Annotated in this window: 18 protein-coding genes; 12 read left to right on the top strand and 6 right to left on the bottom strand. The window is 62.4% G+C overall.

The features are described from left to right. Nucleotides 1–43: 43 nt before the first annotated feature. On the top strand, nucleotides 44–946 hold the full coding sequence (locus DyAD56_RS19345) for a LysR family transcriptional regulator (RefSeq protein WP_102304470.1): 903 nt from the start codon (nucleotides 44–46) through the stop codon (nucleotides 944–946). 59 nt (nucleotides 947–1005) lie between these two features. On the opposite strand, the gene DyAD56_RS19340 is transcribed toward DyAD56_RS19345, so the two are convergent. The 4 genes from DyAD56_RS19340 to DyAD56_RS19330 all read right to left on the bottom strand — a co-directional run bounded on the left by DyAD56_RS19340 (nucleotide 1006) and on the right by DyAD56_RS19330 (nucleotide 4672). Continuing rightward, on the bottom strand, nucleotides 1006–2349 hold the full coding sequence (locus tag DyAD56_RS19340; protein ID WP_233202662.1) for an amidohydrolase: 1344 nt from the start codon (nucleotides 2347–2349) through the stop codon (nucleotides 1006–1008). A 23-nt stretch (nucleotides 2350–2372) separates the two neighbouring features. Beyond that, on the bottom strand, nucleotides 2373–3743 hold the full coding sequence (locus tag DyAD56_RS19335) for a carbohydrate porin (protein WP_102304468.1): 1371 nt from the start codon (nucleotides 3741–3743) through the stop codon (nucleotides 2373–2375). A gap of 53 nt (nucleotides 3744–3796) precedes the next feature. Continuing rightward, nucleotides 3797–3946, bottom strand: coding sequence for a hypothetical protein (locus tag DyAD56_RS23970; RefSeq protein WP_158241393.1), 150 nt, complete (start codon nucleotides 3944–3946; stop codon nucleotides 3797–3799). Between the two features lie 117 nt (nucleotides 3947–4063). Beyond that, entirely contained in the window at nucleotides 4064–4672 is a 609-nt protein-coding gene (locus DyAD56_RS19330) for a TetR/AcrR family transcriptional regulator (protein ID WP_102304467.1), read from the bottom strand. 147 nt (nucleotides 4673–4819) lie between these two features. Between DyAD56_RS19330 and DyAD56_RS19325 the strand changes: the two genes are divergently transcribed. The 7 genes from DyAD56_RS19325 to DyAD56_RS19295 all read left to right on the top strand — a co-directional run bounded on the left by DyAD56_RS19325 (nucleotide 4820) and on the right by DyAD56_RS19295 (nucleotide 17307). Then, a complete protein-coding gene (locus DyAD56_RS19325; RefSeq protein WP_233202660.1) occupies nucleotides 4820–5953 on the top strand; it encodes an efflux RND transporter periplasmic adaptor subunit in 1134 nt (377 codons plus the stop codon). Next, entirely contained in the window at nucleotides 5950–9135 is a 3186-nt protein-coding gene (locus DyAD56_RS19320) for an efflux RND transporter permease subunit (protein WP_102304466.1), read from the top strand. Before DyAD56_RS19325 ends, DyAD56_RS19320 begins: the two co-directional genes overlap by 4 nt. Continuing rightward, nucleotides 9132–10625 carry an efflux transporter outer membrane subunit gene (locus tag DyAD56_RS19315; protein ID WP_233202658.1) on the top strand — a complete coding sequence of 498 codons (1494 nt, stop codon included), beginning with the start codon at nucleotides 9132–9134 and terminating at the stop codon, nucleotides 10623–10625. Before DyAD56_RS19320 ends, DyAD56_RS19315 begins: the two co-directional genes overlap by 4 nt. A 325-nt stretch (nucleotides 10626–10950) precedes the next feature. Continuing rightward, nucleotides 10951–12141, top strand: a complete 1191-nt coding sequence (locus DyAD56_RS19310) for an efflux RND transporter periplasmic adaptor subunit (protein WP_102304465.1) — start codon at nucleotides 10951–10953, stop codon at nucleotides 12139–12141. 12 nt (nucleotides 12142–12153) lie between these two features. Beyond that, nucleotides 12154–15297 carry an efflux RND transporter permease subunit gene (locus tag DyAD56_RS19305; RefSeq protein ID WP_102304464.1) on the top strand — a complete coding sequence of 1048 codons (3144 nt, stop codon included), beginning with the start codon at nucleotides 12154–12156 and terminating at the stop codon, nucleotides 15295–15297. Next, on the top strand, nucleotides 15290–16687 hold the full coding sequence (locus tag DyAD56_RS19300) for an efflux transporter outer membrane subunit (protein WP_102304463.1): 1398 nt from the start codon (nucleotides 15290–15292) through the stop codon (nucleotides 16685–16687). The genes DyAD56_RS19305 and DyAD56_RS19300 overlap by 8 nt, the downstream gene beginning before the upstream one ends. Next, nucleotides 16684–17307, top strand: a complete 624-nt coding sequence (locus DyAD56_RS19295; protein WP_102304462.1) for a TetR/AcrR family transcriptional regulator — start codon at nucleotides 16684–16686, stop codon at nucleotides 17305–17307. Before DyAD56_RS19300 ends, DyAD56_RS19295 begins: the two co-directional genes overlap by 4 nt. Nucleotides 17308–17351: 44 nt before the next feature. Here the strand turns inward: DyAD56_RS19295 and DyAD56_RS19290 are convergent, their stop codons facing one another. Beyond that, nucleotides 17352–19463 carry a TonB-dependent siderophore receptor gene (locus DyAD56_RS19290; RefSeq protein ID WP_102304461.1) on the bottom strand — a complete coding sequence of 704 codons (2112 nt, stop codon included), beginning with the start codon at nucleotides 19461–19463 and terminating at the stop codon, nucleotides 17352–17354. 286 nt (nucleotides 19464–19749) lie between these two features. On the opposite strand from DyAD56_RS19290, the gene DyAD56_RS19285 reads away from it, so the two are divergent. From DyAD56_RS19285 to efeB, 4 genes are read left to right on the top strand one after another with little or no spacing between them, the layout of a single operon-like run. Further along, on the top strand, nucleotides 19750–21261 hold the full coding sequence (locus DyAD56_RS19285) for a carbohydrate porin (RefSeq protein WP_102304460.1): 1512 nt from the start codon (nucleotides 19750–19752) through the stop codon (nucleotides 21259–21261). A gap of 10 nt (nucleotides 21262–21271) precedes the next feature. Beyond that, nucleotides 21272–21823 carry a hypothetical protein gene (locus tag DyAD56_RS24130; protein WP_199179047.1) on the top strand — a complete coding sequence of 184 codons (552 nt, stop codon included), beginning with the start codon at nucleotides 21272–21274 and terminating at the stop codon, nucleotides 21821–21823. Continuing rightward, nucleotides 21747–22424, top strand: a complete 678-nt coding sequence (locus DyAD56_RS24125; protein ID WP_199179046.1) for a hypothetical protein — start codon at nucleotides 21747–21749, stop codon at nucleotides 22422–22424. Before DyAD56_RS24130 ends, DyAD56_RS24125 begins: the two co-directional genes overlap by 77 nt. Next, nucleotides 22421–23710, top strand: a complete 1290-nt coding sequence (gene efeB / locus DyAD56_RS19275; RefSeq protein WP_102304459.1) for an iron uptake transporter deferrochelatase/peroxidase subunit — start codon at nucleotides 22421–22423, stop codon at nucleotides 23708–23710. The genes DyAD56_RS24125 and efeB overlap by 4 nt, the downstream gene beginning before the upstream one ends. 85 nt (nucleotides 23711–23795) lie before the next feature. Here efeB and DyAD56_RS19270 read toward each other — a convergent pair whose 3' ends face one another. Further along, nucleotides 23796–24035, bottom strand: coding sequence for a hypothetical protein (locus DyAD56_RS19270; RefSeq protein ID WP_102304458.1), 240 nt, complete (start codon nucleotides 24033–24035; stop codon nucleotides 23796–23798). Between the last annotated feature and the right edge of the window lies 1 nt (nucleotide 24036).

The raw sequence follows: 24036 nt of genomic DNA, 5'->3' as shown, positions 1-24036 counted from the left end.
AGATCGAGTCACGCGCAGCAGCGCGTTTCGCGAGCGTTCTCCTATGAAATTGCAACACCTGCGCAGCTTGGTGGCCGTATACGAATCCGGCAGCCTGCAACAAGCCACTAAGCGCCTGCACATCAGTCAGCCTGCGTTGAGCCGCACCTTGCAGGCACTGGAAGAAGAGCTTGGTGTTGCGTTGCTTGTGCGTTCGAGCCAGGGAGTGACACTGACTCCATTCGGCCTTCGCCTGATCGAACACGCACGTCATGTGCTGGAAAGCGTGGGCCGCGCGCAGCGCGATATCGAGGAAATGAAGGGGGACGCCGCGCGACGAGTGTCCATCGGCATGACGGCGGTGGCGGCGCTATCCATGTCGTTGGAGGATGCCTTCGTCGCGTTCCACGCCAAGTTCCCTGAAACCCGATTGAGCGTGCACGAGCTGCGTCCATCCGCGATCACCGCGATGTTGCGCGAGGGTACGCTGGATTTCGCCCTGAGCACGCATCCGCCGGAAACGTCGAGCGGATTCGACGTCTCGACGGCCTGCCATATCCCTTTGCGGATTTCCGCACGGTGTGGCCACCCACTGCAGCGCGCAAAGCATCTGGCCGAACTGCGCGAGGCGCTGTGGGTGACGTCGGCATCCGGTTCGCAAACTGTTTTCCAGCAGTTTTTCCTGCAGAACGGGTTGCAGCCACCCGAGCGTGTCTTCGAGTGCTCGTCGCTGACTATGGCGTTGGACGCCATGGCGGGCCTGGATGCGCTGGCGATGGGTCCGCAAATGAGCGCGCGGATGTCGTCGTCATTGCACCATCAGATTCGGCCGCTAGAAATAGAGGAGTCGCTGCCGGATCGTCCGCTACTGATGATCAGCCTCAACCGCGAGCTACTCCCGACGTCCGCCGAACTGATGTTCAAGCTAGTGCTGGAATCATTGCAGCGTAGCCACCCTTCCACCTGAGTCGGGTGGAAGGGTGGGCCACGCTTGCTCAGCGGGTCGGGAAATGCAGCACGCGCCGCTTATGAGTTCGGCTGCATCGAGCTCATAACGGCAAGCGTCATCGCTTCGACGCCGGTGCGGATGGTCGGCTCGGGCACCGGGGCGTACATGGGCGAGTGGTTGACGGGCAAGCTTTCGCCTTTCTTCTTCGCTTCGGCGACACGCTCGGGTTCATAGGCGCCCACGGCGAAGTACAGCGACGGCACGCCGGCTTCGATGAATTCCGAATAGTCCTCGCTGCCCGACATCGGGCTGGGCATTTCATGCGCCTTGTCGCCGAAGACGGCCTTGAATACCGACGCCGTGCGTGCGGTCACCGCAGCGTCGTTCACCACGGCATCGTAATTGACGCCGCTGTGCACGCTGACGTCGGGCGCTGGTGCTCCCGCCATTTGCGCTACTCCATTGGCAGTGCGCGTGATGCCCGCGAACAGTTTTTCGCGGACTGCGGGATCGTAGCTGCGAATGGTGCCGCGCAAGAGGGCGGTGTCCGGGATGATGTTGCCCGCGCTGCCCGTCTGGATGGCGCCGACCGTGATCACGCCGAAGGCGGCCGGATCCTTCTCGCGGCTGATCACCGACTGCACGTCCTCGACGAAACGCGCAGCCATCAGCACCGGGTCGATCGACTCCTGTGGCATCGATCCATGCGATCCCTTGCCATGGAAGGTGACGAACAGATCGTTGGAGTTCGACGTCAACACGCCGGGCCGGTAGTACACGCCGAACGGCATGGGGCCGTTGTGCAGGGCGAAACCCACGTCGGGCTTCGGGAAGCGCGTGAACAGGCCGTCGTTGATCATGGCCTTGGCGCCGCTGACGCCATCCACGGCGGCCTCTTCGGAGGGCTGAGCAATGAACATCAATGTACCGTGCCACTGGTCTTTCATCGCCAGCAACGCCTTTGCCGTGCCCACCCACGTCGCCATGTGGATGTCATGGCCGCATGCATGATCGACCGGAGTGTCCTTGCCCTGCCAAAGCTGTTTGGCCTTGCTCGCATAGGGCAGGCCAGTCTTCTCCTCCAGCGGGAGTGCATCCAATTCGGTGCGGACCAGCACGGTGGGACCGGCGCCGTTCTTGTAGATCGCCACGAGGCCCGTCTTGCCGACGTGCTCGGTCACGGTGAAACCGAGGGCGCGCATCTGCTTGGCCAACGCTGCCGCGGTGCGTGTTTCCTGGAAGCCGAGTTCAGGATGCTCGTGGATGTCCTTGTACAGCGCGTCGAGGTGCGGATAGTCCTTGTCCAGTTCGGTATCGATGCTGCTCTTGGCTGCGACGGGATCAAAGGCGAGGCAGGTTGCAGGCGCGGCGATGGTGACGAGTATGCCGAGAGCGAAGGCTAGGCGGTTCTTGCGGATCACGAGGTTCTCCTCTGCAACGATGTTCAGAATGAAAAATACAGGGTGGACATCCATACCAGCGTGGCGGGGTGCTGCGGCACCAGTACCGGATGATTGGTATAGGAAAGCGAGTTGTTGAAGTAAAGGCCGCGTATCACGTGGAAGGCGTAGCTCAGTGTGTAGGTTTGGCTGTTGTCGATGGGCTGGAGCCCGGTGGCGTGGGCTAACGCCAGGCGCGTCCATGGGCTGATCCACTTGTACTGGTAGCCGAAGGTTGCCATGTCGTACGGGCGGGCCTTGAAGGGGCCAATGCTGTAGAGCGAGAACAGCACGTCCTTGTCGTACACGTTGCGGCTCGATGGTGCCTCGTCCAGCTTGATGTCCGTATACAGGCCACGCACCGGGTAGCTTGGATCAGGCTGCGTGTACTGCTGCGTGTACGCCACATAGACCATGTGGTTGCTGACGGTTGGGCGCCCGACCTTGTAGTTCATGTAGTCGCTGGTGTTGTAGACACCGCCAGCGCGTATCCAACTGGCGAACTGGTCAGGCTTGGGCATCACCCGATAACCCACTTCATCGATGTACAACACTTTGGCGCCGGGCACGGTAAGGCTCAGGCCGGTGGGGTTCTGCTGCGAGTCGTACTGGAAGCCGCGAGGGCTCGTGCTGCGCGCCATGCCGAAATGGTTGTAAAAGCGCTGGCTCGGTGAATAGAGCCGCAGATCGAGTGCGGGCGTGGGCTTGAATCCACCCGTCACCACGCCGGCTTCGTACATCAGGCCGCTGGTCGGCCCAAGTGCCGACGCGGCTGTACTGGTGCCCAGCACTGCGCCGTAGAACTTGGCGCCGATGCTGTAGAAGCCATATTCCAGACGCACGCGGCTGTTAGCGAATTCCTGCTCGATGGAGAGCTGGTTGACGAATGCGCCGCGCAGGCCGTTGCCGAGGTAGCTGTTCTGGTTCCACGTCACCTGCGCCCCGAACTGCGCGTTCTGGCCAAAGAAGCCCACTCGCGATAGATCGTAGGTGATGGTGAAGTTGGTGTTGGCCTGGAAGGTCGGGCGCTGACCGCTATAGGTCTGCGGCACGTCGCGATCGGCGTGGTTGAGGTCATAGGATTCGGTGACCGAGCTGTAGTTCTGTACCAGCCAGCCGCTGTTGATCATGGACTTGCGCAGGCCGCCCAGGTCGGGCGACAAGGTATCGCACGTCGTGATGATGGCCGTTTCCGATCCGCGCAGTCGGTACTTGTCGTACATGGCGCAGTCGGTGGTTTTGGCTGCCTGGGCAATGCTGTCGTCGGCATGGGCCAACGGTGCCCACGCGGACGCTGCGATGGTGGTGCCGAGCACGGGTGCCGCCAAACGCAAGGCGAAGTGAACCGTCGCGCCTGGGCGCGATGCGTTAGTCATCAATGTCTCCCCCTCAGAGTGGTGCTGCCTGCGCGTCCTGCTGGCGGCAGCGATCAGGTGGTTGCCCGAAAATCGGCGTGGATCGGCTGGCCGGGTGCGCCCGTTCTGCTTGGCGAACCCAGCGTGTAGCGAACCGTCGAAGCCAACGCCGTAGTGGGTAGATCAATGGATACCATCGCGACCAGCAGGGCGCGTAGTTCCATTTATGGATGGCTATGCAAAAAAGTTATAGCCCGATGACGGCCGGGCGGCCTATGGGGAGTGATGAGGCCACCGAAGCGGCACGCGAGAGCGGGTGCCGTCGTACCGGTAAACGCAGCCTATTTGAAGAAGGTTGACGTGAAGATGACACCCAGCGCGTTCTGCGCTGCCTCTTCCGACAATTCTTTTGGAATGGTTTCGTTGAAGAAACGCATGCCGTCGATCAGAGCCATGGTGGTAAAGGCCAGATCTTTGGGCGGGGCGGGCGGCTTGGTGCCACGCATCTGGTAGAAGCGCTCGATGACGTCGGCGATGTCGTCGCGCTTTTCCAAGCAGTACGCATTGAGCCGTGCGCGGAACTTGGCATCGCGCAGCGCCAGCAAGCGCGCTTCAGCCCACAGGATGAAATTCTTCTCATCGCGGTAGACACGCAGGTAGTACTGCGTGATCTGTTCCTCGATGGCTTCCAGCGACTGCGGCGCATCCAGGATCTGGTGCAGGTCCTGGCGCACGCATTGGTGGTCCTGGCTCAGCAGCTCAATGAACAGCTCGGCCTTGCTTTTGAAGTTCGAATAGAACGCGCCGCGCGTGTAGCCCGCCTGCGCGGTGATGTCTTCGACGCTGGCCGCCGCAAAGCCCTTCTTGGCGATGACAAGCGCCGCCGCCTCCAGCAGGCGCTGGTGGGTCTGGTCGCGGCTTTCCTCGCGGGTGAGTCGTTTACGGGCCATGCGCCATGGTAACACCTGTGCCGAAAGTCATCATTTGAATGCTTATTTGAATTCAGATACAACTGTGTATTAGAGTTCATCGGCGTATGAAGGGTGTTCCGGCGGAGCTGGCGCACCTGAATCCCCCATCCCCATCAGGAACGGCTCGTGAACCTTCCCGACTTCCCCGTGCGCGGTTTCGCGCGCAGATCCGCGGCGTGGCTTGGCATGGCGGCAGCGCTGGCCTTGCTGTCTGGCTGTGGCCCATCCGCCCATGACTCCGAAGCGGCGCGCCCTGTCATCGCCTTGCCGGCCTCGGCGGCGGACGGCGCTAACGTGCTGCGCTTTCCTGGCGACATCCACGCGCGCTACGAGATGCCGTTGTCCTTCCGCGTGCCTGGCCAACTGGTGTCGCGCGAGGCGCACCTGGGCGACAGCGTGAAGAAGGGGCAGGTGCTTGCACGCCTCGATGATGCCGACGCCAGCAAGAACGAAGCTGCCGCGCGCGCCGCTCTGGACGCGGCTGAGCACCGGCTGGTGTTCGCCACCCAGCAGCGCGATCGCGACGAAGCGCAGGCGAAGGAAAACCTGATCAGCCAACTGCAGTTGGAGCAGACGCGCGATGCCTATACCTCCGCCTTGGCTAACCAGGTACAAGCCCGCCAGCAGCTCGAACTGGCGCAGAACCAGCATCACTACACCAGCTTGGTAGCCGACCGCGATGGCGCGATCACCAGCGAACAGGCGGAAGTAGGGCAGGTGCTGGCGGCGGGCCAGGCCGTGTTCGGCTTTGCCTGGTCGGGCGAGCGGGACGTGTTCGTGGACGTGCCCGAAAGCCGCATCGGTGAGATCAAGTCGGGCCAGTCGGCGAGCGTCGTTCTTTCCCCGGCGGATGGCAAAGCGCTGACGGCGCACGTGCGTGACATCGCACCAGCCGCCGATCCGGTCAGTCGCACCTACCGCGTCAAACTGGGTCTGGATGATGTCGGGCCGCAGGTGCACCTGGGCATGACAGCTGCGGTCGCGCTACAGATCTCGGCGCAGACCAGCCCGTCCGTACGCCTGCCGGCCACCGCGTTGTTCCATCAGGGCGAGCAACCGGCCGTGTGGGTGGTGCGTCCGTCAGATATGACGCTGGAGCTTCGCCCCGTGACGGTGCTGCGTTACGGCGAGCACGACGTGTTGGTAAGCAATGGCATCAAGGCCGGTGAGCGCGTGGTGATGCAAGGCGTGCACACGGTCAGTGCCGGCGAGAAGGTTGCGCCGATCGATCCGCCGCATCCCGAGGACCGCCCGCTATGACGGCCCCGGCCCCCCACGAGGAAGGTCGCTTCAATCTCTCGGCCTGGGCGTTGCGGCATCAGTCGCTGGTGTTCTTCGTCATGGTGATGGTCGCGGTGTTCGGCATGCTGTCGTACAGCCGGCTGTCGCAGTCGGAAGATCCGCCGTTCACCTTCAAGGTGATGGTGGTGCAGACGTTCTGGCCCGGCGCAGATGCAAAGCAGGTGCAGGAGCAGGTCACCGACCGCATCTCGCGCAAGCTACAGGAAACACCGTCGATCGACTTCCTGCGCAGTTACTCGCGTCCGGGCGAATCGCTGATCTTCTTCAACATCAAGGATTCCGCTCCGGCTTCCAGCGTGCCCGATACCTGGTATCAGGTACGCAAGAAAGTGGGCGACATTGCCACGCAATTGCCGCCGGGCGTGCAGGGGCCGTTCTTCAACGACGAGTTCGGCGACGTCTACACCAACATCTACGCGCTGGAGGGCGATGGTTTCTCGCCGGCGCAACTGCACGACTACGCCGATCAATTGCGCGCCGAGTTGTTGCGCGTACCGGGCGTGGGCAAGGTGGATTTTCTGGGCGACCAGAACCAGCGCATCACCATCGAGATCGCCAACGCGCGCCTGTCTCAGTTGGGCATCACGCCGCAACAGATCGCGCAGGCCATCAACGAGCAGAATGCCGTGGCCTCAGCCGGGGTCATCACCACCGGCGACGATCGCGTGTTTGTACGCCCCACGGGGCAGTTCAGTGACGTTGCTGCATTGGAGAACACCCTGCTGCGCGTCAATGGCCAAAGCTTCCGTCTGGGCGACGTGGCCACCATCCGGCGCGGCTACGACGATCCGCCGACGCAACAGATGCGTTTCATGTCGAAGGACGTACTGGGCATTGGCATCACCATGCAGCCCGGCGGCGACGTAGTCCACCTGGGCAAGGCCTTGGACAAGGCCACGGTGGACCTGCAGAAGCGCCTGCCTGCTGGCCTCAAGCTCAACGAAGTGACCAGCATGCCGCACGCGGTGTCGCATTCGGTCGATGACTTCCTTGAGTCGGTTGCCGAAGCCGTCGGCATCGTGCTGCTGGTCAGCCTGCTCAGCCTGGGCTTGCGCACGGGCATGGTGGTGGTGATCTCCATTCCGTTTGTGCTGGCGGCGACGGCGCTGTGCATGGAGCTGCTTGGCATCGGCTTGCACAAGGTATCGCTGGGTACGCTGGTGCTGGCCTTGGGTCTGCTGGTGGACGACGCGATCATCGCGGTGGAGATGATGTCGGTGAAGCTGGAGCAAGGCTGGAGTCGCCTGCGCGCCGCCGCGTTTGCCTACACCAGTACCGCGTTTCCCATGCTCACCGGTACGCTGGTGACGGTGTCCGGCTTCCTGCCCATAGCGCTGGCGAAATCCGGCACGGGCGAATACACCCGATCCATCTTCGAGGTCTCCGCCATCGCCTTGCTGGTGTCATGGCTGGCGGCGGTGATCGTGATCCCGCTGCTGGGCTATCACATGCTGCCCGAGCATCACGCGCGGACGAAGCCGGGCGACGAGTGGTGGGCGCGTTTTCTGCCAACACGCTGGCGCGATGCACGTCGTGCGAAGGCGCTGGTCGCGCCGACGCACGGTGGCGACATCGACATCTACCAGACCGCGTTTTACCAACGCTTCCGCCGCATGCTCGACGCCTGTCTGAAGCATCGCGTGCCGGTATTGGTGGTGACGGTGGCCTTTTTTGTGGTGTCGATGGCCGGTTTCGCGCTGGTGCCCAAGCAGTTCTTCCCGAGTTCGGATCGGCCAGAGTTGCTTGTCGATCTGCGGTTGCCGGAAGGCGCGTCGTTCGAGGCCACGCTGGCCCAGGTCAAGCGCATGGAAAACGTACTGAAGGATCGCAAAGACGTCGCCAACTACGTCAGCTTCGTAGGCAGCGGCGCGCCACGTTTCTATCTGCCGCTGGATCAGCAGTTGGCACAGCCTAACTTCGCGCAGTTCGTGGTAACCGCCAAAGATGTGGAGAAGCGCGAGGCGCTGGCGAGTTACTTCGATGGTGTGCTGTCACGTGATTTCAGCGCCGTGCGTACTCGCGTCAGCCGTCTCGAGAACGGTCCGCCGGTGGGCTTTCCCGTGCAGTTCCGCATCGATGGCGACGACATTGCGACGGTGCGCGGTATCGCCGAGAAAGTCGCCGCAGTGATGCGCGCAGACCCACGCACGCGCAACGTGCAATTCGACTGGGACGAGCCGGCTGAGCGCTCGGTGCGTTTCGAGATCGATCAGGCCAGGGCACGCCAGTTGGGTGTCAGCTCGCAGGATGTGGCCAATTTCCTGGCGATGTCACTGTCGGGTACCACGGTCACGCAGTACCGCGAGCGGGATAAGTTGATCGCGGTTGACCTGCGCGCGCCCAAGAACGAGCGCGTGCATCCGGACCAGATCGAACAGCTTGCGCTGCCCACGGCCAATGGTCAGGCAATTCCACTCGCCCAGCTCGGCCATGTGCGCTATGGGCTGGAGTATGGCGTGATCTGGGAGCGCGATCGCCAGCCATCGATCAACGTACAGGCCGACACGCGCAACGGCGCGCAGGGCTTGGACGTCACCAACGCCATTGACGCAAAGCTGAGTGAGCTGCGCAGCCAGTTGCCCGTGGGCTATCGCATCGAAGTGGGCGGTTCGGTGGAGCAGAACGCCAAGGCGCAGGGCTCCATCAACGCACAGATGCCGCTGCTCGCCATTGCCGTGCTGACGCTGTTGATGATCCAGCTGCAGAGTATCGGCCGCACCTTCATGGTCGTACTCACCGCACCTTTGGGCTTGATCGGCGTGATCGTGTCGCTGCTCGTGTTCCGCCAGCCATTCGGCTTCGTCGCGATGCTGGGCACCATCGCCATGTTCGGCATCATCATGCGCAATTCGGTGATCCTGGTGGACCAGATTGAGCAGGACATCCGCGACGGCCATTCGCGCTGGGAGGCCATTGTGGGCGCCACCGTGCGCCGCTTCCGACCCATCACGCTCACGGCCGCTGCCGCGGTGCTCGCGCTGATCCCGCTGTTGCGTAGCAACTTCTTCGGCCCGATGGCTACGTCGCTGATGGGTGGTATCACCGTAGCGACCGTGCTCACTTTGTTCTATCTGCCGGCGTTGTACGCCGTGTGGTACCGCGTGCGTGCTGACGAAACGCCGAAGGAGATCGCCCCATGATGCGCTCTGTTCCTCTACGCATGGTGACGCTGGGTGTGGCCGTCGCATTGGCCGGCTGTTCGTTTGCACCGCCAGCGCGGCCGCCAAAGGCACCGGAACCTGCCAGCTACACCGCCACGCCGACACCCCCCACCAGTGCGGAAGCCGCGGGCGTGGCGCAAAAGTTCAGCCTGGGTACGCGCGCCGTGCCGGAATGGTGGAAGGCTTACGGTTCGAGCGAACTGGATGCGCTGGTCGATGAAGGCCTGCAGCACAGCCCTTCACTGGACGCCGCACGCCACACGTTGGAATCAGTGCGCCAGCAATATCGCGCCCAAGTGGGTGACGCGCTGTGGCCTTCGTTCGACGCCGCCAGCCAGGTGGGTCGCCAGCGTGCGCTGGGCCTGCCGAATTTCGGCAGGCCCACCAACATCTACGACGTCTACGCGGGACAACTGCAACTGAGCTATGACTTCGACCTGTTCGGCGTCTCCCGCAACGAAGTGAAGCAGGCAGCAGCGCAGGTGGACTCGCAGTCCTATCAGTTCGATGCCGCTAAGCGGGCACTGGCTGCAAATATCGTGATCACCGCCGTACGGGTGTCGGCATTGGCGGAGCAGGTGAGTGCCACCGAACGGCTCTCTGCGCTTGCGCGCGAACAGATGGCCCTGGCCGGGAAGGCGCACAAGCTCGGTGCGGTAGCGCAGGAAGACGTGCTCGCCTCGCAACGCAGCGCCGCCTCCATCGATGCCAGCCTGCCTGGCCTGCGTGCGCAGGCGCTGCACGAACGCCACGCGCTCGCCGTACTGCTAGGGCGCACGCCGGACCAGGCGCCTGCGCCGTTGTCACTGGCCAGCCTGACCTTGCCCGCCGAGGTGCCGGTGCTGGTGCCTTCCGATCTGCTGAGCCAGCGACCTGACGTGCTGGCGGCGGAAGCAGCGGTGCGCGCGGCGTCTGCACAGGTCGGTGTCGCCACCGGCAATATGTTTCCGCATTTCTCGCTGACGGCTTCGCTGGGCACGGGCGCATTCGACAGCGCCAAGCTATTCACCGGCGCGGGGACGATCTGGGGCGCTACTGCGGGAATCACTCAACCGATCTTCCACGGCGGCGCGCTGCGGGCGCAACGCAATGCAGCGGTCGCGAGCTACGAAGCATCCATTTCGCAGTACCGGCAAACCGTGCTGGGTGCGTTCCAGAACGTGGCGGACACGCTCACTGCACTCGATCAGGACGCGTTGGCGCTGCGCGCAGCACAGAACGGCGAAGTCTCCGCGCGCCAGTCGTTCGACGATGCGCAACGACGCTACCGGCTGGGTTCGGCGTCCTATCCCTCGACGCTCGCCAGCGAATCGGGTTGGCAGAATGCTCGGGTGCAGGCGATTCAGGCTACGGCGACACGCCTGATGGATACGGCAGCGCTGTATCAGGCGATGGGTACGCCGGTGGATGAAACAGCGGGCACACAGGGTGGTGGCGTCGGGGCACAGCGGGGACAGGGCGAGCGCTGAGCGGTTGCCTGGATACTCTGGATCGCATTTTTTAGCGACGCTTGGGAAGGCCGGTCGATCTACCGGCCGTAGCGCCCGGTGCATGCGTTTGGCGCGGCACCGGGCGCGTGCGTTCGCGGGTCTGCCCAAGTGCCGTTGGCGGCGAGCCCACATCATCGCGTACGCCTATTACCTGTTTAATCAGGTAATTAACCCGAGGTAACTCGAGCCAGTCATGAGTGACTTCTGCCAGGGTTGACTAAACTAACCCTTGGGTTCAAAAATGAGAATGATCATTCACCCTCATTTCTAAACTACCCGTCCCCACGGGTACAAGGCCCCCGCCATGTCGCTCGCACGTAAATTTTTGCGCCCACTTCTGGGGGGCGCCCTGGTTTCCGCCACGCTGCTGCTGGCTGCCTGCAGGGGCTCGGCCGAGGCACCCCAGGGTGGCCCGGCCGAAGTTACGGTGGTGACGCTCAAGCCTCAACCGGTCACCGTCACCCGCGAACTGCCAGGACGCACCAATGCCTTCCTGATCGCCGAGGTGCGGCCACAGGTGAATGGCATCATCAAGCAGCGCCTTTTCGAAGAGGGCGCGATGGTGAAGGCGGGGCAGCCGCTCTATCAGTTGGAAGACGCGCAATACCGCGCCGATAACAACAACGCCAAGGCGGCGTTGGCCAAGGCCAAGGCGGCGCTGTACTCCGCGCAGCTCAACGCCAAGCGCACCAGCGAGCTGGCGCGCATCGATGCGGTGAGCAAGCAAGACAACGAGAACGCCACCGCGGCATGGCAACAAGCCGAGGCGGACGTAGCGGCGGCACAGGCATCGGTGGAAAGCACCGGCGTGACGCTCGCCTTCGCCCGCATCGTGTCGCCGATCACCGGCCGCATAGGCAAGTCCAGCGTCACGCCGGGTGCGTTGGTCACGGCCAACCAGTCCGAGCCGATGGCGCGCGTGCAGCAGTTGGATCCGGTGTTCGTTGACGTCACCCAGTCCAGTGGCGAGTTGCTGGCGCTGCGCAAGCAGATCGCTGCAGGGGCGCTGAAGGAGTCGGACGGCACGCCAGTGAAGATCCTGTTGGAGGACGGCACCCCGTATACGCACGAGGGCAAGCTGCAGTTTTCTGACGTCAGCGTGGACCCCACCACGGGCAGCTTCGCGCTGCGTGTGATCGTGCCCAATCCCGAGCATGCGCTGTTGCCCGGTATGTATGTGCGCGCCGTGCTGGACAAGGGCACCAATCCCAAGGCGCTACTGGTGCCGCAGGCCGGTATCGCACGCGACCCCAAGGGCGGTGCCACCGTGATGCTGGTGGACAAGGACGGCAAGGCCGCGCTGCGCGACGTGCAGGTGAGCCGCACCATCGGCGACCAGTGGTTGGTCGAGAGCGGTTTGTCGGCGGGTGACCGGGTGATCGTGGAAGGGTTGCAGATGATCCAGCCCGGCATGCCGGTACACGCGGTTGAAGCGGGCGCACCTGCTGCAGCTGGCGCGCCTGGCGCGTCGGCACAGGCATCGACGGCCCACTAAGGACTTCTACCCATGGCCAGGTTTTTTATCGATCGCCCCATCCTTGCGTGGGTCGTCGCCATCATCGTCATGCTTGCGGGTGCGTTGTCGCTGACACGCTTGCCTATCTCGCAGTATCCGGTGATCGCGCCGCCGCAGGTGACCATCAACGCCAACTACCCGGGTGCCTCCGCTCAGGCGGCGGAAGACTCGGTGGCGCAGATCATCGAGCAGAACATGAAAGGCCTGGACGGCCTGATCTACATGTCCGCCACCAGCGATTCCGATGGCTCGGTGCAGGTGACGCTCACCTTCGAGAACGGCACCAACCCCGATATCGCCCAGGTGCAGGTGCAGAACAAGCTGCAGCTCGCCACGCCGCTGCTGCCGCAGATCGTGCAGCAGCAGGGCATTAACGTGGTCAAGTCCAGCTCCGGCTTCCTGATGGTGGTGGGCTTTGTATCCGAGGATGGACGTCTGGATGGCGAAGACATCTCCGATTTTGTCTCTGCCAACGTGGTGGACCCGCTCAGCCGTGTGGAAGGCGTGGGCAATATCGAAGTGTTCGGCTCCAAGTACGCCATGCGTATCTGGCTGGACCCGAACAAGCTCGATACCTACAAACTGACACCCGCGGAAGTGGTGACGGCGTTGCGCGCCCAAAACCAACAGGTGGCCGTGGGTCAGATTGGCGGCAACCCCGCGGTGAAAGGCCAGCAGCTCAACGCCACGGTGATTGCGCAACAGCGCATGCAGACGCCGGAGCAGTTCCGCAACATCGTCGTTCGCAGCAACACCGATGGCTCGGTGTTGACGCTGGGTGACGTGGCGCGCGTGGAGCTGGGTCTGCAGGACTATGGCTTCACCAGCAAGTTCAACGGCAAGCCAGCCACCGGTATCGCAATCTCACTCACCTCCGGTGCCAATGCGCTGGCAACAGCGGAGCGCGTGCAGGCATCGTTGAAGCAGATGGAGCCCTCGTTCCCGCGCGGCGTGAAGTCGGTGATCGCGTTCGACAGCACGCCGTTCGTGAAAGTGTCGATCAAGGGCGTGATCAAGACGCTGCTGGAAGCGATCGTGCTGGTGTTCCTGGTGATGTATCTGTTCTTGCAGAACTTCCGGGCCACGCTGATCCCGACCATCGCCGTGCCGGTGGTACTGCTGGGTACGTTTGGTGTGCTCGCGGCCATGGGTTACTCCATCAACATGCTGACCATGTTCGCCATGGTGCTGGCCATCGGTTTGCTGGTGGACGACGCCATTGTGGTGGTGGAGAACGTCGAACGCGTGATGAGCGAGGAGGGATTGTCGCCGCTCGAAGCCACGCGCAAATCCATGACGCAGATCACCGGCGCACTGGTGGGCATTGCGCTGGTGTTGTCGGCGGTGTTTGTGCCGATGGCATTCCTGAGCGGTTCCACGGGTGTGATCTATCGCCAGTTCTCGGTGACCATTGTGTCGTCGATGGCCTTGTCGGTGCTGGTGGCTCTCGTGTTGACACCGGCGCTGTGCGCAACTTTGCTCAAGCCTATCGCCAAAGGTCACCACGTATCCGAGCGTGGCTTCTTTGGCTGGTTCAATCGCAAGTTCGACCAGGGCACGCTGAAGTACGAGCGCAGCGTGGGCGGCATCATCGCGCGCAGCCGGCGTTTCCTGCTGGTGTTCGTAGCGATGAGCGCGGCGATGGTGGTGGTGTTTCTGCGCCTGCCCACCTCGTTCCTGCCGATGGAAGACCAGGGCTTTGCTTTCACCATTGTGCAGGCGCCGGTAGGTGCTACCACCGAGCGCACTGCCCACGTGATGGCACGCGTGGAAAAGCAGTTTATGGACGATCCGGCGGTCGATTCGGTGTTTTCGGTGCAGGGCTTCAGTTTTGCCGGTGCCGGCCAGAATACGGGCATGGCCTTTGTGCAGTTGAAGGACTGGAGCGTGCGCCACAAGGCCGACCTGAGCCTGGATGCGGTGATCGGGCGCGCCATGGGCGCTTTCAGCCAGATCAAGGAAGCGATGGTGTTCGCTTTCGCGCCGCCGGCCGTGCCGGAGCTGGGCAACTCAGCGGGCTTCGATTTCTACCTGAAGGACAACGCCGGCCTCGGCCATGCGGCTCTGGTGGAGGCGCGTAATCAGTTCCTGCAGGCAGCCGCCCAGAGCAAGCTGCTGGCCAATGTGCGTGCGAATGGCCAGGACGACACACCGCAGTTCCGCATCGACGTGGATTACCGCAAGGCCGCAGCGCAGGGCCTCGCCATTGGCGACATCAACGACACCTTGACGATGGCCTGGGGTGGTCAGTACGTCGACGACTTCATGGATCGCGGCCGCGTAAAGCGTGTGTTCGTGCAGGCCGACGCGCCGTTCCGCATGGCGCCGGAAGACTTCGAAAAGTGGTCGGTGCGTAACGCCAGCGGCGCGATGGTGCCGTTCCGCGCCTTTGCCAACACACGTTGGGATTTCGGCTCGCCGCGTCTTGAGCGCTACAACGGTGTCTCCGCCATGCAGATCAACGGCGAGGCTGCGCCGGGCGTGAGCTCGGGTGATGCCATGACGGAGGTGGAGAAGCTGGTGGCGAAATTGCCGCGTGGCGTTGGCATGGAATGGACCGGCCAGTCGTATCAGGAGCGTGAGGCCGGAGCACAAGCGCCGCTGTTGTACACGCTGTCCGTGCTGGTGGTGTTCCTGTGTCTGGCCGGCCTGTACGAGAGTTGGACGATTCCCACGTCCGTGCTGCTGGTGGCGCCGCTGGGCATCCTCGGCACGGTGGTGGCGGCGTATCTCGCAGGGTTGGATCGCGATGTGTATTTCCAGGTCGCGATGCTTACTACGGTGGGTCTGTCGAGCAAGAACGCCATCCTGATTGTGGAGTTCGCCAAGGAGAACCTGGAGAAGGGCATGGACCTGATCGCCGCGACGTTGCTGGCGGTGCGTACGCGTCTGCGTCCCATCCTGATGACCTCGCTGGCTTTTGGTCTGGGCGTGTTGCCGCTGGCGCTCGCCAGCGGGGCAGGTTCGGGTGCGCAGCGCGCGATTGGCACCGGCGTGTTGGGCGGCATGGTAGCCGGCACGGCGCTGGGCATCTTCTTCGTACCGCTGTTCTTCGTGATGGTGCGGCGCGTGTTCGGCAAGAAAATAGCTCCGGTCAGCGACATGCCGGCGGCGGGAGAAACCATCCATGAGTAAGCCCATCCTGGCCGCGTGCTGCGCGGCCATTGCCCTGGCCCTCGGCGGCTGCGTGAGCATGGCACCCAAGCTGCCCGCGGCGCAGGCGGGTATCCCGGCGTCGTGGCCCTTGCCGGAAGCCACCGCCGCCGAGCCGGGTCGCGCGGAGGACATCGGCTGGCGCCAGTTCTTCACCGATCCCAAGCTGGCGCGCTTGATCGAGCTGTCGCTCGACAATAACCGCGATCTGCGCGTGGCTGTGCTCAACGTGGAGAAGGCGCGCGCGCAGTACCGCATCCAGCGCGCCGACCGTGTGCCGTCGGTGAACGTCACTGGCCAGTCGACACGCACCGGCGTGAGTGGTCAGCCGTTGAGCGAGCAATACCGCGCCGATCTGGGCACAACCAACTTCGAACTGGATCTGTTCGGTCGCGTGAACTCGCTGAGCAATGCCGCACTGGAGCGCTACCTGGCCCAGGATGAATCGCGACGCAGCACGCAACTGAGCCTGATCGCGGAGGTCGCCAACGCCTACCTCACGCTGGCGGCGGATCAGGAGTCGCTGAAGGTGGCCCAGGCCACGCGTGACAATCAGGAAGTCTCGTTCGAGCTTACGAGCAAGCGGCACGCCCTGGGCGCAGCCTCCCAGTTGGATCTGAGCCAGGCGCAGACTACGGTGGAAAGTGCGCGCGCCGATATGGCTCGCTACACGGGGCTGGTGGCGCAGGACACCAACGCGCTGCGTCTGTTGGTGGGCGCACAGTTGGACGATGCACTGCTGCCTGACGGGTTGGATGGTGATGTCACCATGTTGGGGGCATTGCCGGCAGGCCTGCCTTCCGACGTGCTGTTGCGCCGGCCGGACATTCTGCAGACGGAGCACTTGCTGCGTGCGGCGAATGCGGATATCGGCGCGGCGCGTGCGGCTTTTTTCCCTTCCATCCAGCTCACTGGCAGCGTGGGGACGGTCAGCAACGATCTCTCCGGTCTATTCAAGAGCGGCAGCGGCACATGGACCTTCATGCCGCAGATCACTGTGCCGATCTTCCAGGGCGGTCGACTCACCGCACAGTTGGCGGGCGCCAAGGCCGACCAGCAGATTGCGTTGGCGCAGTATGAGAAGGCAATCCAGACCGGCTTTCGCGAAGTGGCCGACGCGCTGGTGCTGACCCGCACGCTGGCCGATCAACGCCAGGCGCAGGAGGCCTTGGAGAGTGCGGCGGCACGAGCGGACGAACTGTCGAAGGCTCGTTACCGTGCGGGGCGCGACAGCTACCTGGAGTCGCTGGTGACGCAGCGTTCGTTGTACAGCGCGCAGCAGCAACTTATTGCGACGCGACTGGCCGAGCAGACCAACCGGGTTACTTTGTATAAAGTGCTGGGAGGCGGCTGGAACGAACGAGCACCATGAGTCAACGCAAGACATCCGACGACAAACCCCTGAGCGAACGTGCCAGGGAACAACGCGAGCGCATCCTCGCGGCTGCGCAGCATTGCTTCGTCAAATACGGCTTCCACGCAGCGAGCATGGCCAACATCGCTGAAGCGGCCGGGATGAGCGCGGGACTTATCTATCGCTACTTTCCCAACAAGAGCACCATCGTGCTGGCCATCATCGAGCGCCAGACCGAGATCGAGTTGGAGGACATGCGCGCCTTCAACGCATCGATGGACATGACCGAGATGCTGGTGGAGACGTTCGACACCTGGACGCATCCCAAGCCCGACATGCGCATCACCAATGCTGCGCTGTTTCTGGAGGCCAGCGCAGAGGCCACGCGCGACAAAGCGGTGGCGAAGGCCATGCACCAGACCGATCAGCTGTTCTGTACCGAGATGCAGGCGATCTTGATGCGGCCGGTGGCCGACGGTGGTTTTGGTATGTCAGCAGAGCTGGCGCGCCAGCGCTCGCTAGTGCTGACCTTCCTGTTCGAAGGCCTGGCCGTGCGCGCAGCGCGCGATCCCGGGCTGGACATGGACTGGCTGCGTTCGGCATTGAACGACGTGATGCCACACTTGCTCGGGAAATAACAGACGTACCCGCCGCGCTGATCGCGGCGGGACATCACGGCGGGTTACCAGCGATAACGGGCGGAAACGGTGATCTCACGCGGGTAGCCGTAATAGCACCAGATGGCGCTGTTGCAGGCAGATACGTACTCACGATCGAACAGGTTCGCCGCCGTGACCTGGAAGCGCCAGTTCTGAATGTCGTAGTGCGCATTGGCGTCGAACAGTGTGTAGCCGCCGGTATGGAACTGGTTGAACGCATCGCCGTAGTGATCGCCGATAAAGCGCACGCCACCGCCAAAACCCAGGCCGGCGAGTACGCCCTCGTGGACACCGTAGTCAGCCGATAGTGATGCCTGCTGCTTGGGCACCAGTGCCACTTGTTTGCCGAGTGTGGCGTCGTTGGCGTGGGTGACCTTGGCGTCCGTGTAGGCGTACGCGGCCGTCATGCTCAGGTGGTCCGTCACGGCCACGTTCGCTTCGAGTTCTGCGCCACGCGTGCGCGTCTGGCCTTGCTGCAACGAGAAGAACAAGTGGTCGGGGTCGACCGTGAGTGAGTTCTTCTGCGTGAGTTGGTAAACGGCGCCGGTGATCAGCGTACGTCCGTCGGGCGTCTGGTACTTGAGGCCGGCTTCGTACTGGTCGCCAGTGATCGGTTTGTATGCGTTGCCGTCAAACGTGGTGCCCACCGTGGTCTTGAACGAGTGGGAGTAGGCGACGTACGGCACCAGCCCGATGTCGGTGGTGTAGTTGACGCCCAGGCGACCGGAGAACGCGTTGTCGTTTTGCTTGTCGCGCGTGTTGGCGATCAGGTCTTTCACGTCGTTGCTGACCCAGTCCTCGCGGCCGCTGGCGACGATGCCCCATTTGCCGATGGTGATCTGGTCCTGCACGTACGCACCCAATTGCTCCAGCAGGCTGTTGGTGTGATACGTGTACGGCGCGGGTGCGATGGGCTGCCCGTAGATCGGGTCGAAGATATCGATCGGCGGGGCCGAGGCATAACCCGACTTGTAGTCGTTGTGGCTGTGCAGATAGTCCACGCCCATCAGCACGTTGTGCTGCACGTTGCCCTGGTCGAATTTGGCCTCGACCTGGTTGTCCACGGCGAACACGTTGGCGTGATCCACCAACGGATAGTTGTAGCGGTTGAGCGTGCGCAGGTCGTCCTGCAAGCCCAGGCTGCCGATGGAGCGGTGGTCCACCTTTTCATTCTGCAGGCGCATGTCCTGACGGAACGACCAGGTGTCGTTGAAGCGATGCGTAAAGGCGTAACCGATCGATTCGTCGGTTTTCCAGTAGTGGTCGTATCCCGGCTCGCCCGGATTCACGTCACGCGGAATTTGTCCGTTCGGGTTGGGGTAGAGCGTGCCCTGCGACGGCAGGAAGCCACCCACGCCATCCGACAGAGCGCGCTGGTAGCGCGGCAGCAGCGTGAACGACGTGTTGTCATCGGGCTGCCAGGTCAGGCTGGGGGCGAAGTAGTAGCGGTCGTCCTTCGAATGCTTGATGTTCGAGTCGCCTTGCCGGGCCAGCGCTACCAAACGCCACAGCCAGTGGCCGTCGCTGTCGAGCTGTCCGCCGGTATCGCCAGCCAGTTGCTTCTGACCGAAGCTGCCCACGGTCGCGATGATTTCGTGCGGAGCATCCAGGCTGGGGCGCTTGCTCGTCATGTCCATCATGCCGCCGGGTGGCAACTGGCCATACATGGCTGACGACGGGCCCTTGTTCACTTCGACGCGCTCGAGGCCATACGGCTCGATGCGCGAATCCGCGGTCCAGTCGCCATTGGGCAGCGCCAGGCCGTCGAGGAATTTGGCGGGGTCGTAACCGCGCACCAGAATCCAGTCGCTGCGCGGGTCGGCACCATAGCTGCCACCCACCGCGCCGGCGAGATAACGGACGGCCTCGTCCAGGCCCTGCATGCCATATAGCTGCATGCGATCAGGCGTGATGGTGCTTACCGATTGCGGGATCTCGACGGCCGGAGTTTCCGTCTTGGTCGTGGAGTACACGACATTGACAGCCTCGAGGGCGACGCTTTTCTTGTCGTCCTTCTGGGGTGTCGTGGATGCAGGCGTGGTCGCGTTGTCGGTCTGGTCGTCGGCATAAGCCGGGGAGGCCAGGGCAAGGGTCATGGCTGCCAGAAGCGCGCTTCTGGAGAAGAGGGCGGACATCAGTCGTTGTTCCCGGGGCGACGTGGCCGTGGCTCGGATGGGGCACGGCTCATGGGTTGCAAAGCACAAGATGATAATGATTCTTATTTTTGAATCAACTTCTTGCTGCCTGTCTGCGGCAATTACTCCCTTGGGCCTTGTCTCGATGCCTGCAAGTTCTTGCGAAAATGCAGGCTTTTACCGCGCGTTGTCGGAAGTTGACTAGTAATGCGAATGATTCGCGAAAGCGTTCTGATCTATGCTGCGCCGCTCAAGTTGGGGACAAGCTTTCTGCAAAGGGGCAGGCATGTTTCGAAAGCGCAGTCGTAAAGGGACGTTGGATGGGCGCAGCGCGTCTGCTGTTTTCCTGGCAGCACTTGGCGTGGGCTCGGCAGGCGTGGTCGCAACAGGTGACGCGTGGGCCGGTGTTCCGCCGTTGTCGGTGCCGATCAGCTCCGACCAGGTCAATGGTCAACCCAAGAACCTCGCGAGCTTTCTGGGTGATCTCAAGCGAAGCAACTTTATGCTTGGCGACATGTTTGGCTTGCGCAGTGGGCTGAGCAAGTACGGCATCTCGCTGGCGATCCAGGAAACCAGCGAAGTGCTGGGCAATGCGACGGGCGGCACGCAGCGAGGCGCCCAGTACGACGGTCTCACGCAGATGATCATGCAGTGGGATACACGTCGCGGCATCGGCTGGTACGGCGGCTTGTTCAATATCAGCGCGCTCCAGATCCACGGCCAGAATCTGAGTGCCAATAACCTCTCGACCATACAAACCGCCAGCGGTATCGAAGCGGATCGCGCGACGCGTTTGTGGGAGATGTGGTACGACCAGAAGTTCCTGGAAGAAGATCGGCTGGACATCAAGGTCGGCCAGCAAAGCGTCGATCAGGAATTCATCGTCAGCAGCAACGCGTCGTACTTCGTCAATACGATGTTCGGCTGGCCCGCGTTGCCCTCGTACAACATGCCGGGGGGCGGTCCTGCGTATCCGCTGTCGGCGCTTGGTGTCAGGTTCCGCTATCGCCCCGTGGATTCCATCAACCTTCTGGTTGGCGTGTTCAACGGCAGCCCTACAAAGAACAACCAAGGCGATCCGCAGCAGACCAATCCTTCCGGCACCAGTTTCCCGCTGGGTGGTGGGCGATTGATCATGGCGGAATTGCAGTACGCCTATCCGTCGTTGGGCAGCATGGTGTATCCGGGCGAATCGGCTCCGCTGGCGCGCACGTATCGACTCGGCGCCTGGTACGACACCGAAAGCTTTGCGGATCAGCGCTACGACACGCAAGGCGTGGCGCTGGCGAACCCGCAGAGCAATGGTGTTGCGGCGAACCACAAGGGCAACTTTTCCTTGTATGCCGTTGCCGATCAGATGCTCTGGCGTAGCAGCACCGATCCTAATCACACCTTCAACGCGTTTGGTCGTGTGATGGGCACGCCGCAGAACGATCGGAACTTCATCCGCTTCAGCATGAACGCGGGCGTTGTGCTGCACGAACCATTTCGAAACCGCGCGGACGATACGTTCGGCGTCGGCATGGGCTACGTACGTGTCTCCACCGGTATTGCCGGGGCTGATCGCGACACAGCGTACTTTGCCCAGTTGATTGATCCCAACAGCTACAACCCGATCCGCAGTTCCGAAACCTATGTCGAGATGACTTACCAGTATCAGCTTCGACCGTGGTGGCAGTTGCAGCCGGATCTTCAATACGTGTTCAACCCCGGTGGCGGGATAGCCAACCCCAACGAACCCACGCGTCGCATCGGCAACGAGCTGGTGCTTGGGTTGCGTACCAATATCCTGTTCTGAGGTGTCGCCGATGAATGATTCGATCTTTAGTGGAAAGGGTGGGGCGCTGGCCCTCGCAGTGGCACTCATGACGTGTGCGGCACAGGCTGCGGCGGATGAACCCAAGGGTATGCTGGAGTCCATTCACCGTCATGTGACGTTGACTTCGTCGGTCACGGAGAACGGGGACTTGAATCCCTATGCGGTCGTTGTCGCGCCGGTCTCTGCAGGCGCCATCCAGAAAGACGATGTGCTGGTCGACAACTTCAATAACCTGTCCAACCTGCAGGGCACAGGCACGACCATCATCGATTATCGGCCCTCGACCAAGCAGACCACGCTGTTCGCCAAGCTGCCGCAGAAACTGCCGGAATGCCCGGGTGGCGTGGGTTTGACCACGGCGATGACCATGCTCAAGAGCGGTTGGGTGATTGTTGGCAGTACCCCGAGCACCGACGGCACCACCGCCACCAAAGGCGATGGTTGCCTGATCGTGCTGGATCCCAATGGCAAGATGGTGGCGGCATGGTCGGCCGACCATCAACGATCCCTGGGGCGATATGGCCGTGGTGGATCGTGGTGACACCGCCACGTTGTTTATCAGCATGGCGGGCTTTGGACTGCGCAGCCCAGACGTGATCGATAAGGCCACCGGCTTTCCGGAAGTCATTCACAAGGCGACGGTGCTGCGCCTGAATATCAAGATTCCCGACGGCAAGCCGCCGGTGCTGGTCGATCAGACCGTCGTGGGCGATGGTTTCGCGCAGCGCGCGGATCGCGACAACTTCCTGCTGGGTCCAACCGGGTTGTCATTGGGGCCGGACAATACGCTTTACGTGACGGACGGCCTGGATAACGTCATCACCGCCATTCCGGATGCCGTTGATCGCACGACCAGCGGGGGCACTGGCAAGTTGGTAACCAAGGACGGCTTGTTGAGCTGGCCGCTTGCGATGGTCTACACCCCGGCCGGGCATCTCCTGGTTTGCAACGGCAAGGACGGTCAGCTCGTGGAGGTCGATCCGGCCGGCGGCAAGCAGATCTATAGCCAGTGGATTGATTCCGATCAGGCGCAATCGCCGCCTGGCAATGGCGATCTTTTTGGTATTGCCCTGACCCCGGACGGCCAAGGCTTCTACTACGTCGAAGACGACATGAATACCTTGGTGAGAGGCGGAAAATGAGCACCACCGACGATTCCAGGTTACACGGCCGGCGTCGTTTTCTCGCATCGGCAACGACATTGGCAGCGGTCGCTTCCGTAGCGCCCGCGCTGTCCTACGCACGTAGTCGGAATGCACCCGATGCGAGTGCCGGTGATGGCGACGTCGTACCGTTCTTTGGCGAGCATCAGGCGGGCATTGCCACGCCTCAGCAGTCGCACGTGTATTTCGCCGCTTTCGATGTCGCGACGGAGAAGCGCGACGAGCTGATTGCCTTGTTGAAGACATGGACGAATGCAGCGGCGCGCCTGACCCAAGGTCAGACCGCCGCACCACTCTCCAACGATCCGGGCAAGGAGCCGCTTGATTCGGGAGAGTCGCAAGGACTGCCGGCCAGTCGCCTCACGGTGACCTTTGGATTTGGCGCAACGCTCTTCGTGAAGGACGGTAAGGAGCGCTTTGGCCTTGGTGATCATCGGCCCGCCGCGCTGGTGGATCTTCCGCGTTTCAACGGTGACCAACTGGTCGCGGAGCGCACTGGCGGCGATCTTTGCATCCAGGTGTGTGCGAACGATCCGCAAGTAGTTTTCCATGCCGTGCGGCAGTTTGCGCGCCTGTCCTATGGCGCTGCTAAGTTGCGCTGGGCGCAGACGGGCTTTCTTTCCGCCGGCAAGTCTGCGCATGAAACACCGCGCAATCTGATGGGGTTCAAGGATGGCACCATGAATCCCAGCGCGTCCGACCCAAAGACCATGAGCGACTTTGTGTGGGCGGGCAGCGAAACGGCGTGGATGCAGGGTGGTTCCTATCTGGTGGCGCGGCCCATCCGCATCGCTCTCGAACACTGGGACCGCATGAAGCTCGCGTTCCAGGAGCAGGTGATGGGGCGTCACAAAGACACCGGCGCCCCATTGGGCAAGACGGGCGAGTTCGATGCGCTGGATCTTGAGGCCAATGATGCCGACGGAAACCCTGTGCTACCGGAGAATTCCCACGTTCGGTTGGGTGCGCCCGCGGTCAATGACGGTGCGCAGATTCTTCGTCGCTCCTACTCCTACGACAACGGTCTGAGCTTTACAGCGGAGCGTTGGCCGCCGTGGCACCAAGGCATGGAGTTCGACGCCGGCCTGATGTTTCTGTGCTTCCAACACGATCCGCGTCAGGGCTTCATCAAGATCTTCGACAAGATGTCCAAGTTCGACATGATGAATCAGTTCGTGACGCATATTGGCGGTGGTGTGTTCGCGTGCCCGCCAGGTGCGCGAGAGGGCGGATATGTGGGCCAAAGTTTGTTTGGCGTTGCTTGAGAAGCTTGATCCGCGTGTCGTGTCTGGTTGCGTGGGGTCGCAAGTGCCAAGGTCTGGCACTTGCGGCTATCCAGGCACGCCGACCTCAGTGTCTGCGCGGTGCTGAAAGAGACGGACCGAGTAGTACCTTGTCGTCCTCGTCATGCAGCGCGGCCTCCAGCATGTCGACGACCTGCTCGCCTTGATCGGCGAAAACCATTTCCAGCGCTGTGTGTCCGTCAAATCCGTCGATGTGCGTATGAAGCAACCAGTCCCAAACCGCGGTGCGATTGGGTTCCAGCTGTTCAGCCAGTTGGAAGATGCGTCGGAAGATGCCTTGGCTCATG

The organism is Dyella sp. AD56 (assembly GCF_002878475.1).
GTDB lineage: Bacteria > Pseudomonadota > Gammaproteobacteria > Xanthomonadales > Rhodanobacteraceae > Dyella.
The sequence above is the reverse complement of the archived record's forward strand: the minus strand, read 5'-3'. Positions and strand labels throughout refer to the sequence as shown.